Annotated in this window: 11 protein-coding genes and 1 pseudogene; 8 read left to right on the forward strand and 4 right to left on the reverse strand. The window is 71.9% G+C overall.

Annotated elements, in window-relative coordinates; translation table 11 throughout:
• Nucleotides 1-127 precede the first annotated feature (127 nt).
• Together EF387_RS32265 and EF387_RS32270 are read right to left on the reverse strand one after the other, a co-directional pair.
• Entirely contained in the window at nucleotides 128-1,651 is a 1,524-nt protein-coding gene (locus EF387_RS32265; protein ID WP_128380191.1) for a sensor histidine kinase, read from the reverse strand.
• Nucleotides 1,648-2,310, reverse strand: coding sequence for a response regulator transcription factor (locus EF387_RS32270; RefSeq protein WP_128380192.1), 663 nt, complete (start codon nucleotides 2,308-2,310; stop codon nucleotides 1,648-1,650). The genes EF387_RS32265 and EF387_RS32270 overlap by 4 nt, the downstream gene beginning before the upstream one ends.
• A 133-nt stretch (nucleotides 2,311-2,443) precedes the next feature.
• Here EF387_RS32270 and EF387_RS32275 point away from each other — a divergent pair, with 133 nt between their 5' ends.
• Nucleotides 2,444-3,181, forward strand: a complete 738-nt coding sequence (locus EF387_RS32275) for a PepSY domain-containing protein (RefSeq protein ID WP_128380193.1) — start codon at nucleotides 2,444-2,446, stop codon at nucleotides 3,179-3,181.
• Between the two features lie 355 nt (nucleotides 3,182-3,536).
• Here EF387_RS32275 and meaB read toward each other — a convergent pair whose 3' ends face one another.
• Complete coding sequence (gene meaB / locus EF387_RS32280; protein WP_128380194.1) at nucleotides 3,537-4,493, reverse strand: methylmalonyl Co-A mutase-associated GTPase MeaB; 957 nt, start codon at nucleotides 4,491-4,493, stop codon at nucleotides 3,537-3,539.
• 72 nt (nucleotides 4,494-4,565) lie between these two features.
• Nucleotides 4,566-5,768: an acetyl-CoA C-acetyltransferase gene (locus EF387_RS32285; RefSeq protein ID WP_128380195.1), complete on the reverse strand. Its 1,203-nt coding sequence runs from the start codon at nucleotides 5,766-5,768 to the stop codon at nucleotides 4,566-4,568.
• 136 nt (nucleotides 5,769-5,904) lie between these two features.
• Here EF387_RS32285 and mce point away from each other — a divergent pair, with 136 nt between their 5' ends.
• From mce to EF387_RS32310, 7 genes and pseudogenes are all read left to right on the forward strand, one after another.
• The gene (gene mce, locus EF387_RS32290; RefSeq protein ID WP_128380196.1) at nucleotides 5,905-6,345 is read left to right on the forward strand and encodes a methylmalonyl-CoA epimerase; all 441 of its coding nucleotides are present in this window, start codon (nucleotides 5,905-5,907) and stop codon (nucleotides 6,343-6,345) included.
• 232 nt (nucleotides 6,346-6,577) lie between these two features.
• The gene (scy, locus tag EF387_RS32295) at nucleotides 6,578-10,336 is read left to right on the forward strand and encodes a polarized growth protein Scy (RefSeq protein WP_128380197.1); all 3,759 of its coding nucleotides are present in this window, start codon (nucleotides 6,578-6,580) and stop codon (nucleotides 10,334-10,336) included.
• Between the two features lie 215 nt (nucleotides 10,337-10,551).
• Nucleotides 10,552-11,487 (forward strand): coiled-coil domain-containing protein, encoded by a 936-nt coding sequence (locus tag EF387_RS32300; RefSeq protein WP_128380198.1) that lies wholly within the window; start codon nucleotides 10,552-10,554, stop codon nucleotides 11,485-11,487.
• A gap of 152 nt (nucleotides 11,488-11,639) precedes the next feature.
• Nucleotides 11,640-12,158: pseudogene (locus EF387_RS50155) on the forward strand (SH3 domain-containing protein); the annotation flags it as partial.
• Between the two features lie 253 nt (nucleotides 12,159-12,411).
• Nucleotides 12,412-12,651, forward strand: coding sequence for a hypothetical protein (locus tag EF387_RS48690; RefSeq protein WP_238431825.1), 240 nt, complete (start codon nucleotides 12,412-12,414; stop codon nucleotides 12,649-12,651).
• Nucleotides 12,652-12,695: 44 nt separating this feature from the next.
• Nucleotides 12,696-12,902 (forward strand): hypothetical protein, encoded by a 207-nt coding sequence (locus EF387_RS48695; RefSeq protein ID WP_238431826.1) that lies wholly within the window; start codon nucleotides 12,696-12,698, stop codon nucleotides 12,900-12,902.
• 197 nt (nucleotides 12,903-13,099) lie between these two features.
• Complete coding sequence (locus tag EF387_RS32310) at nucleotides 13,100-14,236, forward strand: glycosyltransferase (protein ID WP_238431827.1); 1,137 nt, start codon at nucleotides 13,100-13,102, stop codon at nucleotides 14,234-14,236.
• The last annotated feature ends 98 nt before the right edge of the window (nucleotides 14,237-14,334 follow it).

A 14,334-nucleotide genomic window follows, 5' to 3' on the forward strand; every position in this document is an offset into this window, starting at 1 on the left:
CCCAAGCTCTTCGAGCAGGGGGTCCCCCCAGAGGACGCCCCGGACGCCGCTCCTTGACGGGCAAACGTTGCCTGCCGCGGCACTAGTGCTGTGACTCGCGAGCCGGTGAACCTTTCCGGCCACAGCACTAGCCACCAGCCGGCGGCAGCCTGAGTTCGAAGAGGGCTCCGCCGGCCGGGGCGTCCCGTACGACGAGCGTTCCACCGTGTCGTACGGCGACGTCCCGGGCGATGGCGAGGCCCAGGCCCGCTCCGCCGTCGTCGCGGCTGCGGGCGTCGTCGAGACGCACGAACCGCTCGAAGATCCGCTCGCGTTCCGGGGCGGGTACGCCTTCCCCGTCGTCGGCGACCTCCAGCACGACCCACGGTCCGTCGCGCCGCACCGTCACCCCGACGCCCGTCCGGGCGTGCCGCTGCGCGTTGTCCAGCAGATTGGCCAGGATCCGGGCCAGCTGACCACGTGATCCGGCCACTTCCACGGGGCCGGCGCCGTCCTTCACGTCGACCGTCACCTCAAGCCGGTCACCCGTGCGCTGCGCCGCCTCCTCGCCCACCAGCGCGGCCAGGTCGAGCCGTGTCCCACCCGGCCGCTCCCCCGCGTCCAGCCGCGCCAGCAGCAGCAGATCGGCGGCCAGTGCCTGCAGTCGTACGGTGTCGGCGACCGCACCCTCCAGATCCAGCAGCTCACGGTGCGCCGCGCCCACCTCCAACTGGGTGCGCAGCGACGCGATGGGGCTGCGCAGTTCGTGCGAGGCGTCGGCGACGAAGCGCCGCTGGCGTTCCACGGCGGCCTGGAGCGCGGCGAGGGTCTCGTTCGTGGTACGGGCGAGGCGGGCCACCTCGTCATGGGTGTCCGGCTCGGGCACCCGCCGGGCGAGGTCCTGGGAGGCGGTGATGGCGGCCATCTCGCCGCGGATCCCCTCGACCGGCCTGAGCGCCCGCCGGGTCACCAGCCAGGTCACCCCGGCCACCGTCAGCAACAGCACCGGCAGCCCGATCAGCATGGACGTCCGCGCCGTCCCGACGGCGCCCTGTTCGGCGTCGAGTGGCGAGCCCGCGTGGACCGTCAGCGTGCCGTACCGGGCCGTGGTCACCTTGACCGCGGCGAACCGGTACTCCTTGGTCTCCCCGTCGGCGGTCGCGGTCCCCTGCGTGGGCCGGGCGGTGTCGGAGATCTCGCCCGCGTCGGGTGCGTCCGAGGCATCCGTGTCGTCGGCACTGTCGTCGCTGTCCACGTCGTGGTCGCCGTCGTCGGCGTCGTCCGCGTCCTGGTCGGCGTCCGTACCGGGGCCCCGTCCCGGCGTGGCCGTCGGCCGGGGCTGGGCCGGCTGCGGTCGCAGGGCCGTGACTCCCGTGCCGCTGATGGCCTGCAGGCCCTCGCTCACCGCGAGCAGCCGCCCCTTCTCGTCGACGACCTGCACCGGATGGTCCTCGGCGTCGGGCAGGTCGAGCGCGTCGAACGAGACGCGGGGGGCGGCCAGTTGCGACGCGACGTTGCGGGCCTCCGCACCGGCCTCGGCGTCGGCCTGGTCCGTGAGGCTGACGCGCAGCGCGAGCAGCAGGGCGGCACCCGCGGCGACCAGGGCGACCGCGACGACCAGGGTCGCGCCGAGCGTCGCCCGGGCCCGTACCGAGCCGAAAGGCCGTCTCATCTCGCCTCCAGCCGGTAACCGGCGCCGCGCACGGTCCGGATGAAGCCGGCGCCCAGCTTGCGGCGCAGTGCGCTGATGTACACCTCGACGATGTTGGGGTCGCCGTCGTACGCGAAGTCCCAGACGTGTTCGAGGATGTCGGCCTTGGAGACGAGCTCCCCGGACCGCACCGCCAGGTGTTCCAGTACGGCGAACTCCTTCGCGGTCAGGGCGACTTCCGTCCCGTCGACGTGGACGCGGCGGGCGGCGGTGTCCAGGCGCAGGTCGCCCACGTTGAGTACCGGCGACCCTCCGGACGGACCGCGGCGGCGCAGCAGCGCCTTCACCCGGGCGACCAGGACCACGTACGAGAACGGCTTGGTGAGGTAGTCGTCGGCGCCCGTGTCGAGACCCTCGGCCTCGTCGTACTCGCCGTCCTTGGCGGTGAGCATCAGGATCGGCACGTCGTGGCCTGCCGCGCGCAGGGCGGCGCAGACGCGGTAACCGTTCAGCCCGGGCAGCATGATGTCGAGGACGACGAGGTCGTAACCGCCCTCGGAGGCACGGTGCAGACCCTCGCGGCCGTCGTGCACGACGTCCACGGCGTAGCCCTCGGCCGCCAGGCCCTTGGCGAGGGACAGGGCGAGCCGCTTTTCGTCCTCCACGATCAACAGGCGCATGGGCACAAGCTTTTCAGACCGAACCTGAAGTGATCTTCAGCTTGCTTCAGCCTGGCTTCAGGGTCGCCGAGCGAGTGTTGGTCCTGTCCGCAACCGACGTACGGACGTGACCGACGTACTCAGGAGGAATCCCATGAAGCGCAAGCTCGTCATCGCCACCGTCGCCGCCGCGGCCCTGGTCGGCGGAGGTACGGCGACGGCCCTGGCCGTCTCGGGCGACGACGCGACGGCGCAGCGGTCGAGCGTGCGGCTGGGTGACGACGCCGGCCGGGTCGGCGCCGACCGGGACGACGACCAGGACGACGACCGGGACGACGCCGTCCGGGACCAGGACGACCGGAGTGACGCCGCTGAGCGGGCCACCGGGCAGAGCAAGGACCGCATCACCGCCGAGGCGGCGATCGCCGCCGCCCTGAACCACACCCCCCGCGGCACCGTCGTCTCCGCCGACCTCGACGACGAAGCCGGCAAGGTCATCTGGGACGTGGACATGCTGACCCGGGACAACACCTGGAAGAGCATCCAGGTCGAGCCGGCCACCGGCCGCATCCTGGGCGCGCACACCGAGCAGGAGGACGACACCGCCCAGGTACGGAACGCCCTGAAGGGGGCTTCGGTCTCCGCCAAGGACGCCGCCCGGGCCGCCGCCGCCAACGGCACGGTGACATCGGTCGGCCTCGACGACGAGGACGGCACGTGGGAGGCGGAGACGGCCGCCGCCCAGGGCAAGGAGAAGGACTGGACCGTCGACCCGAAGACGGGCAAGGTCACCGCCGACCGCTCGGAGGACGGCCGCTCCGGCGACGACCGCTCGGGCGACGACCAGGACAACGACCGCTCGGACGACGCGGACGCGTCGGACGACGACTGACCAACCGGCGGGACGAGCGACGCCCGGCAGGCCCCCCGGCCGGGCGTCGCTCGCGTACGCGACGCCGCCCCGGGGCCGCGGGAAGCGGAGGCCGCCCCGTGAGCCGTGAAGTGACGCGCCCCGAGAGCTTGTGTGTGGGAGCGGTGCATCGCACGGCGGAGGATCACCCGCGTACTGGCGTACCGGATGCACTCGGGTGCTGCGACAACGCGGCGGTGGGGCCCCTCCCCGCGAGCGAAGCCGAGCGTTGGGGAGCCGTGCCGGGCGTCGTGAGCCGGTGAACCTTTCCGGCCACGGCACCGGACCGGAGGCCGCCGTGCAGTGCCTCGGCGAGAGCGAGTCGGCGCCCTCGGGCTCACCCCTCGGTAAGCCCCGCCACCAGCTCGTCCGCGGCCCGATAGGGATCCAGCTCCCCCGATACGATCCGCTCCGCCAGCGCGCCGAGCCGCCGGTCCCCGTGCAGATCCCCGATCCGCTCCCGGAGCGCCGTCACCGCGATCGTCTCGACCTCCAGGGACGCCCGCGCCAGTCTCCGCTCGGCCAGCACCCCGCGCTCCTCCATCCACGCGCGGTGCTTCTCCAGGGCCTCCACGACCTCGTCGACGCCCTCCCCGCGCGCCGCGACCGTCTTCACGATCGGCGGGCGCCAGTCCCCCGGTCCACGGGACTCACCGAGGCCGAGCATGTGGTTCAGCTCGCGCGCGGTCGCGTCCGCGCCGTCCCGGTCGGCCTTGTTGACCACGTACACATCGCCGATCTCCAGGATTCCGGCCTTCGCCGCCTGGATACCGTCGCCCATCCCGGGCGCCAGCAGCACCACGGACGTGTCCGCCTGCGAGGCGATCTCGACCTCCGACTGGCCGACCCCGACCGTCTCGACCAGGACGACGTCGCACCCCGCCGCGTCCAGCACCCGGATCGCCTGCGGAGCGGCCCACGCCAGCCCGCCCAGATGCCCGCGGGTGGCCATGGAGCGGATGTAGACGCCCGGGTCCGACGCGTGCTCCGACATCCGTACCCGGTCACCGAGCAGCGCGCCCCCGGAGAACGGCGAGGACGGGTCGACGGCGAGCACGCCGACCCGCTTGCCCTGCTTGCGGTACGCGGTCACCAGCGCGGACGTCGACGTGGACTTGCCGACGCCGGGCGATCCCGTAAGGCCGACCACGTACGCCCCGCCCGTGAGCGGGGCCAGCGCCGCCATGACCTCACGGAGCTGCGGGGACGCCCCCTCGACCAGCGAGATCAGCCGGGCGACGGCCCGCGGCCGCCCTTCCCTGGCCTGGGCCACCAGCGAGGAGACGTCCTGCATCACAGCTCCGTTCCGAATCACTCACAAAACGACATACGGCTTCGGCCGGGGGCCTTGCTCCTGCCCGCCCCGTCAGCCCTTGGGTACCCGGACGATCAGCGCGTCACCCTGCCCACCGCCACCGCACAGCGCGGCGGCGCCCACGCCACCGCCCCGCCGCTTCAGCTCCAGGGCGAGGTGCAGCACGAGCCGGGCGCCGGACATCCCGATCGGGTGGCCGAGAGCGATCGCGCCACCATTGACGTTCACCTTTTCGGCGGAAACACCGAGGTCCTTCATTGACTGAACGGCCACCGCGGCGAACGCCTCGTTGATCTCGATCAGGTCGAGGTCCTCCACCGACAGCCCGTCCTTCTTCAGGGCGTGCTGGATGGCGTTGGAGGGTTGCGACTGCAGGGAGTTGTCGGGCCCGGCCACGTTCCCGTGCGCCCCGATCTCCGCGATCCACTCGAGGCCCAGTTCCTCCGCCTTGGCCTTGCTCATCACGACCACGGCCGCCGCACCGTCCGAGATCTGCGAGGAGGAGCCGGCGGTGATCGTGCCGTCCTTGGTGAAGGCCGGGCGCAGCTTGCCGAGGGACTCCGCCGTGGTCTCGCCGCGGATCCCCTCGTCCTGGCTGAAAACAACCGGTTCGCCCTTGCGCTGCGGGATCTCCACCGGGGTGATCTCGGCCTCGAAGATCCCGTTCTTCTGCGCGGCGGCGGCCCGCTGGTGGGAGAGGGCGGCGATCTCGTCCTGCTCCTCGCGGCCGATCGCGAGGCGCGTGTTGTGCTTCTCCGTGGACTCACCCATGGCGACGCCCTCGAAGGCGTCGGTCAGGCCGTCGTACGCCATCGCGTCGAGCATCTGGACCGCGCCGTACTTGTAGCCCTCACGGGACTTCGGCAGCAGGTGCGGAGCGTTGGTCATCGACTCCTGGCCGCCCGCGACGATCACGTCGAATTCACCCGCGCGGATCAACTGGTCGGCGAGGGCGATGGCGTCGAGCCCGGAGAGACAGACCTTGTTGACGGTGAGGGCCGGGACGCCCATCGGGATACCGGCCTTGACGGCGGCCTGGCGCGCCGGAATCTGCCCCGCCCCGGCCTGCAGAACCTGGCCCATGATCACGTACTGCACCTGGTCGCCACCGATCCCCGCACGGTCGAGGGCGGCCTTGATCGCGAAGCCGCCGAGGTCGGCTCCGGAGAAGGACTTCAGGGAGCCCAGCAGCCGTCCCATGGGCGTACGCGCGCCCGCGACGATCACTGAGGTGATACCGGTCGTTCCTGACATGAGGCACTGCCCCTTGGATGAGAAGTGAACGAGGGTTTACTTCGAATGTACTGAGCAGTACGGCACCCCGTCATCCGGCAGCGAGTGTGATCGCGCGCACGTTGCGTAACCATCCGAGGAGCGCTGCACTGATTCCATGCTGACGCGAATCGACCACATCGGGATCGCCTGCTTCGACCTCGACAAGACCGTGGAGTTCTATCGCGCGACCTACGGCTTCGAGGTGTTCCACACCGAGGTCAACGAGGAGCAGGGCGTCCGGGAGGCCATGCTCAAGATCAACGAGACGTCCGACGGCGGCGCCTCCTACCTCCAACTGCTGGAACCCACCCGCGAGGACTCCACGGTCGCCAAATGGCTGGCCAAGAACGGCGAGGGCGTGCATCACATCGCTTTCGGTACGGCGGATGTGGACACGGAAGCCGCGGACATCAGGGACAAGGGCGTACGCGTCCTGTACGACGAGCCACGACGTGGCTCGATGGGCTCCCGGATCACCTTCCTGCACCCCAAGGACTGCCACGGCGTACTGACAGAACTGGTCACTTCGGCACCTGTTGAGTCACCTGAGCACTGATGCCCGTATACCTGGGCCGGTAGGGTTGGGGACGGCCGCTGCCACCATCGGGGCGGTCCGTGCTCCCGCGCTGCGGGAGTTCGAGGCCGGGGTCCAGGTTTCGGGGGCGAGCGCCGGGGCGGCAGCCCGTGCTCCGTCGTTGATCTGACACCATTCCCCGGGGGCACCGTTCGGCGGATGGACGGAGCTCGTTTGGAGAAGCTTGCGACCAGGGGACGGATGGGACCGCGCAGTGCGGGGCTACGAACGCCAGGAGCGAGAGCCGGCGGCTGACGTCGACCACCTCTCTCGGTTCGAGGCCGAGATGGAGCGGCTGAAGACCGAGCGGGAAAAGGCGATCCAGCACGCCGACGACCTCGGCTACCAGGTCGAGGTGCTGCGCGCCAAGCTGCACGAGGCGCGCCGCACCCTCATGTCCCGGCCCGCCTACGACGGTCACGACATCGGCTATCAGGCGGAGCAGATGCTCCGCAACGCCCAGATGCAGGCCGACCAGCTGCGCCAGGACGCCGAGCGGGAGCTGCGCGAGGTCCAGGCCCAGCGGCAGCGGCTGCTGCAGGAGCACGCCGAGCAGGCCGCCCGGCTCCAGGCCGAGTTGCACGCCGAGGCCGTCGCCCGCCGCCAGCAGCTCGACCAGGAGCTGTCGGAGCGCCGGCAGACCGTCGAGTCTCACGTCAACGAGAACGTGGCCTGGGCCGAACAGCTGCGGGCCCGCTCCGAGCAGCAGGCCCGCCGACTCCTCGACGAGTCCCGCGGCGAGGCCGAGCAGGCCCTCGCCGCGGCCCGCGCGGAGGCCGAGCGGGTCGTCACCGAGGCCCGGCAGCGCCTCAGCAGCGAGGCCGAGGCGGCGCGTGCGGAGGCCGAGCAGATCCTGCGCCGGGCCCGCGCCGACGCCGAGCGGCTGCTGAACGAGGCGTCCAACCAGGCCCAGGAGGCCACCGAGCACGCCGAGCGGCTGCGCAGCTCCTCCGCGAACGAGTCGGACTCCGCGCGCCGCCAGGCGGGTGAGCTCAGCCGCGCCGCCGAGCAGCGGATGGCCGAGGCGGAGGCCGCGCTGCGCGAGGCGCGCACCGAGGCCGACAAGGTCGTCGCGGAGGCCAAGGAAGCCGCGGCCAAGGCCCTCTCCAGCGCCGAGTCCGCCAACGAACAGCGCACCCGCACCGCCAAGGAGCAGGTCGCCCGGCTGGTCAGCGAGGCCACCAAGGAGGCCGAGGCCACCAAGGCGGACGCCGAGCGGGTCATCGCGGACGCCCGGGCCGAGGCCGAGCGGATCCTGTCGGAGGCGGGCGACCAGGCCCGCAGCGTCACGGCCGAGGAGACCGCCTCCCAGCTCGCCAAGGTCGCCCGGACCGCCGAGGACGTGCTGAACAAGGCGTCGGAGGAGGCCAAGCAGACCACCAAGGCCGCCGCCGAGGAGGCCGAGCGGATCCGCCGCGAGGCGGAGACCGAGGCGGACCGGCTGCGCGCCGAGGCGCACGACATCGCCGAGCAGCTCAAGGGCGCGGCGAAGGACGACACCAAGGACTACCGCGCCAAGACGGTCGAGCTGCAGGAGGAGGCCCGCCGGCTGCGCGGCGAGGCCGAGACGCTGCGCGCGGACGCGGTCGCCGAGGGCGAGCGGATCCGCGCCGAGGCCCGCCGCGAGGCGGTCCAGCAGATCGAGGAGGCGGCCAAGACCGCCGAGGAACTGCTGGCCAAGGCGAAGGCCGACGCGGACGAACTGCGCACCACCGCCACCACCGACAGCGAGCGGGTGCGCACCGAGGCGATCGAGCGCGCCTCGACGCTGCGCCGGCAGGCCGAGGAGGTGCTGCAGCGCACCCGCGACGAGGCGGAGCAGAACCGCGCCGAGGCGGTCGAGCTCGCGGAGACCATCCGCAGCGAGGCCGAGGAGACTGCGCGGCAGCTGCGGGAGGACGTCGAGCGCGCCATAGCGGCCCGGCAGACGGAGGCGGCCGAGGAGCTGGCCCGGCTGCAGTCGGAGGCCGAACAGCGGCACGCCTCGGCCGAACAGGCGCTGGCGGACGCCCGCGCGGAGGCGGAGCGGATCCGCCGTGAGGCCGCGGAAGAAGCAGAGCGGCTGCGCAACGAGGCCGCGGAACGGCTGCGTACGCTGCGCGCGCAGGCGGAGGCGGAGGCCGATCGGCTGCGCAACGAGGCCGCCTCGGACGCCTCGGCGTCCCGGGCCGAGGGCGAGGCCATCGCCGTACGCCTGAGGACGGAAGCCGCGACGGAGGCCGAGCGGCTGAAGTCCGAGGCCCAGGACACCGCCGACCGGGTCCGTGCGGAGGCGCAGGCCGCCGCGGAGCGGCTGAGCACGGAGGCCACGGAGACGCTGGCCGCCGCCCAGGAGGAGGCCGCCCGGCGCCGCCGCGAGGCCGAGGAACTGCTCGGTTCGGCGCGCCAGGAGGCGGACCAGGAGCGCGAGCGGGCCCGCGAGCAGAGCGAGGAACTCCTCGCCGTCGCCCGCAGCCGCGTCGAGGAGGCGCAGGCGGAGGCGGTACGGCTGGTCGAGGAGGCCGACCGCCGCGCCAACGAGATGATCACCAGCGCCGAGCAGACCGCGCAGCAGGTGCGCGACTCGGTGGCGGGGCTGCACGAGCAGGCGCAGGAGGAGATCGCCGGGCTGCGGTCGGCGGCCGAGCACGTCGCGGAGCGGATGCGCTCGGAGGCACAGGCGGAGGCCGACCGGGTGCGCTCCGACGCGCACGCGGAGCGGGAGCGGGCCTCCGAGGACGCCAGCCGGATCCGGCGCGAGGCCGCGGAGGCCTCGGAGGCCGCCAAGGCCCTCGCCGAGCGGACGGTGTCGGAGGCCATCGAAGAGGCGGACCGGCTGCGCACGGACGCGCGCGAGGCCGCCAACCGGCTGCGTTCGGACGCGGCGACGCAGGCGGACACGCTGATCGCCGAGGTGACGGCCGAGGCGGAGCGCCTGACGACGGAGACGAACGCGGAGGCCGAGCGGGTCCGCGCGGAGTCCGTCGCCAAGGCCGAGAAGCTGGTCGGGGACGCGACCGGGGAGGCGGAGCGGCTGCGTGCCGAGGCCGCGGAGACGGTCGGCTCGGCACAGCGGCAGGCCGAGCGGATCCGTACCGAGTCGGAGCGGGTCAGGGCGGAGGCGGCGGCCGAGGCGGACCGGCTGATGGCGGTGGCCCGCGACGAGGCCGACACCATGCTCGACGAGGCCCGCAAGGACGCCAACAAACGGCGTTCCGAGGCGGCCGAGCAGGTCGACAAGCTCATCACGGAGTCGGTCAACGAGGCCGAGAAGCTCACCACCGAGGCGCAGCAGAAGGCACAGAAGACCACCGCGGAGGCCGAGGCGCAGGCCGACACGATGGTGGGCGCCGCACGCAACGAGGCCGAGCGCCTGCTGTCGGAGGCGCGGGTCGACAGCAACTCGCTGGTGGAGCGGGCCCGTACGGACGCGGACGACCTGCTGGTCGGCGCGCGCCGGGACGCGACGGCGATCCGGGCGCGGGCGGAGGAACTGCGCGACCGCATCACCACCGAGATCGAGGAGCTGCACGAGCGGGCGCGGCGGGAGTCCGCGGAGACGATGAAGGCCGCGGGCGAGCGGTGCGACGCCCTGGTGAAGGCGGCCGAGGACCAGCTGGCCGAGGCGGAGGCCAGGGCGAAGGACCTGGTGTCGGAGGCCAACTCCGAGGCGGGCAAGGTCCGGATCGCCGCGGTGAAGAAGGCCGAGGGGCTGCTGAAGGAGGCCGAGCAGAAGAAGGCCACGCTCATCAAGGAGGCCGAGGAGATCAAGGCAGAGGCGATCCGCGAGGCGCGGGCCGCGGTCGAGGAGGGGAAGCGCGAGCTGGAGGTGCTGATCCGGCGCCGCGAGGACATCAACGCCGAGATCTCCCGTGTCCAGGACGTCCTGGAGGCTTTGGAATCCTTCGAGGCACCATCCAGCGGCAAGGACGGAGTCAAGGCGGGGGCCGCCGCGGGGATTACCCGTTCGGGTGCCAAGTCCTCAGAGGGCTAGCGCGAAGACCAACTTGTGTGGTTAATGGGGTCCTTCCGTGTCGGCTCGGTCGGCGTGCTGTCGACTTCGCGCCGGCCGGGAACTCGTAGGGGATTCAAAGAGGACTCAAAAGGGGTGTCATTCTCCAGATCAAACCCGTATCCGCTCGATGACACACCGCTTCTGCCCCTAGGATTCCCCCTATCACCTCACCGGTCTCATTCGACAGGAACCCCATGAGCGACACTTCCCCCTACGGCTTCGAGCTTGTGCGGCGTGGATACGACCGCGCTCAGGTGGACGAACGCATTTCCAAGCTCGTCTCCGACCGCGACAGCGCTCTGACCCGTATCACTGCTCTGGAAAAGCGCATCGAGGAGCTCCACCTCGAGACGCAGAACGCCCAGGCTCAGGTGAACGACGCGGAGCCGTCGTACGCGGGTCTCGGCGCGCGCGTCGAGAAGATCCTGCGCCTCGCCGAGGAAGAGGCGAAGGATCTGCGCGAGGAGGCCCGCCGCGCGGCCGAGCAGCACCGCGAGCTCGCCGAGTCCGCCGCCCAGCAGGTGCGCAACGACGCAGAATCGTTCGCTGCCGACCGCAAGGCCAAGGCCGAGGACGAGGGCGTACGGATCGTCGAAAAGGCCAAGTCGGACGCCTCGCAGCTGCGTGCCGAGGCGCAGAAGGACGCGCAGTCCAAGCGCGAGGAGGCGGACGCCCTCTTCGAGGAGACCCGCGCCAAGGCCGCGCAGGCCGCCGCCGACTTCGAGACGAATCTCGCCAAGCGGCGTGAGCAGTCCGAGCGCGACCTGGCCTCGCGTCAGGCCAAGGCGGAGAAGCGGCTGGCGGAGATCGAGCACCGCGCCGAGCAGCTGCGCCTGGAGGCGGAGAAGCTGCGCACGGACGCCGAGCGCCGCGCCCGTCAGACGGTGGAGACGGCCCAGCGCCAGGCCGAGGACATCGTGGCCGACGCCAATGCCAAGGCCGACCGCATCCGTTCGGAGTCCGAGCGCGAGCTGGCTGCCCTCACCAACCGCCGCGACTCCATCAACGCGCAGCTCACGAACGTCCGCGAGATGCTCGCGACGCTCACGGGCGCCGCGGTTGCCGCGGCCGGTTCGCCGGCCGACGACGAGCCCATCTCGCGCGGGGTTCCGGCCCAGCAGTCGCGCTGAACACAACGGGTTCCCTCACCAGGGCCCGTTGAGCAGAGCGTGACCGGAGCGGGTTCCTCGAACAGCGCTCCAGTACCTCCCTGACGAAGGGGGACGCCTCGACGGCGTCCCCCTTCGTCATGCCTGCCGCGCGGGGAACCCGGCACAAGCCCATGCGAGCGCCATGCGAGCGGCTTCTTGTACCCATTTCAGCCTATTTCACACGTGTCACGCGGTTTGCCAACGTCATATGTGTTTTTCTGCCACCACCTCATTGGCCACATTTGCGTGAAAGCGTGGTGGGATTGGTGCATGGAACTGTCGGGAACCGCGGCCTGTCGTCGCTGGTTCTGGGGGCAGTCAGCCTCGGAGTGACCTGGGGACTGGTCAGCCCGGCGCAGGCCGCACAGGCACAGGGCGTCGAAGCCAAGGCGCAGGCCCGCGCGGCCGCCGCACAGGCGGAGCAGCTGCTCCGCGGCGGCGGTGGCGGTGGCGGCGACAACAACAGCTCGTACAACGGACGGGTCATCGCCCAGCTCCTGAACATCCGTCAGTACCCGACGACCTCGTCCGCGGTCCTGGGCACCTACCGGTACGGCGACAAGATCAAGGTGCTGTGCTGGACGACCGGCTCGTCGGTCGACGGCAACACCAGGTGGTACAAGCTGGCGAACCGCAGCGGCTGGGTCGCCGCCCGCTGGGTCACCCTGACGGGCACCGTGCCGAACTGCGCGGACTTCGGGTTGATCGGTCCGACCGGACCGACCGGGCCGACCGGGCCCACGGGTCCGGCCGGACCGGAGGGCCCCGAGGGTCCGGCCGGGCCTGAGGGACCGGCAGGCCCCGAGGGACCGGCAGGCCCCGAGGGACCGGCAGGCCCTGAAGGACCGGCTGGACCCGAGGGACCGGCTGGACCCGAGGGCCCGGCTGGACCTGCCGGCGCTGATGGCGCCCCCGGCCCGGCTGGACCGGCTGGCCCTGAGGGACCGGCTGGCCCTGAGGGACCGGCTGGCCCTGAGGGACCGGCTGGACCGGCAGGCCCTGAGGGACCGGCTGGCCCTGAGGGACCGGCTGGACCGGCAGGCCCTGAGGGACCGGCTGGACCGGCAGGCCCGGCTGGACCGGCAGGCCCGGCCGGACCGGCAGGCCCGGCTGGACCCGAGGGACCGGCCGGCACCACGCTGATCCAGACCATCTCCGCCGACGAAACGGTGGCGGCCGGAGCCACCGTGACGCTCACGAGCCCGTCGTGCGCCACTGTCGTCGGCCCGAACTTCGGGGCGATCGGCGGCGGTGGGACCCAGATCGGCGGATCGGGCCAGATCACCATCGACGAGTCCTTCGACTCCGGGGCGACCTGGAGCATCGTCGTCACCAACCCCGGACCCGACGACGCGGTCGTCACGGTCCAGGCGGTCTGCGCCCCCGTCACCTGATCCCCGCGGAAGGCCCCGGCCGACCGGCTCGGCCCCGGCCGAAGGCCTTTCTCCACCTCACGGTCCGTGCCGTCCGCCCCTCGGGGCGGGCGGCACGGACCGCTTTCGCCTGTGCGGACACAGCAGCGAACACGCCCGCTGACACCGCGGCGGACACCACACAGAGACAACAACAGAGACAACAAGAGAGCGACAACGTGAAGCCGTCCATCTGCCTGTGCATGATCGTGAAGAACGAGTCCCGGGTGATCGAGCGCTGCCTCTCCTCGGTGCTCGACCTCATCGACCACTGGGTCATCTCCGACACGGGATCCACCGACGGCACCCAGGACCTGATCCGCAGGACGCTCAAAGGGATTCCCGGGGAGCTCCACGAGGAGCCCTGGGTGAACTTCGGGCACAACCGGTCGCTGAACATCCGGCACGCCCGCGGGAAGGCCGGATACCTGCTGCTCGTCGACGCCGACATGGTCGTCCGCCGCGACGGGACGCTGCCCCGGCTCACGGCCGACTCCTATCTGCTGCGGCACGTCGGCGAACCGGAGTACTGGATCAAGCGGCTGGTCAGGGCGGACATCGACTGGCGCTACGAGGGCGTGACGCACGAGTACCTGACAGCGGACTCCCCGACCACCCAGGCCAACCTCGGCGCCCTGGCCATCGAGCACTTCGCCGACGGCGGCTCCCGCTCCGACAAGCTCGAGCGCGACGCCCGGCTGCTCGGCGAGGACCTCGAGCGCGACCCCCGCAACACCCGTACGGTCTTCTACCTCGCCCAGACCATGCGCGACATGGGGCAGACGGCCAGAGCGATCGAGTTGTACGAGCGGCGGGCCGCGATGGGCCAGTGGGCCGAGGAGGTCTACTACGCGCTGCTGCAGGTCGGGCTGCTCAAGGACGCCCTCGGCGACTGGCCGGGCGCCATGGACGCCTTCAGCCGGGCCTGGGAGACCCGTCCCGAACGCCTCGAGGCCTGCTACGAGATGGCGGTGCGCCTGCGCCGGCTGGGCCGGCACCGCACGGCCCACGCCATCCTCAACTCCGTCCTGGACCGTCCGCTGCCGGAGGACATCCTGTTCGTACAGCCCTGGGTGTACCGCTGGGGCATCCTCTTCGAGTACTCGATCAGCTCCTACTGGGCCGGCCACCCCGAGATCTCGCTGGAGGCGTGCGACCGTCTGCTGGCCATGCCCGACCTGCCCGACGCCTTCCGCGCCCAGACCCTGACCAACCGGGGATACGCCCTGCGGAAGACCGGCGGTGCCGCCGACGCCGTGCACGAGCCCCGGCCCGCCCGCACGGACACCGCACCGACCGGGCTGGCAAAGGGCTGACCAGGGACGACGCCCACCGTGCCGCGGTGCCGCGCGGCGCTGCTCGGCGGCGGGTCACATTCCCTTGCTTGGCCGGAACCGTCAACGCCTGGATATCC

The organism is Streptomyces cavernae, from assembly GCF_004023625.1.
GTDB lineage: Bacteria > Actinomycetota > Actinomycetes > Streptomycetales > Streptomycetaceae > Streptomyces > Streptomyces cavernae.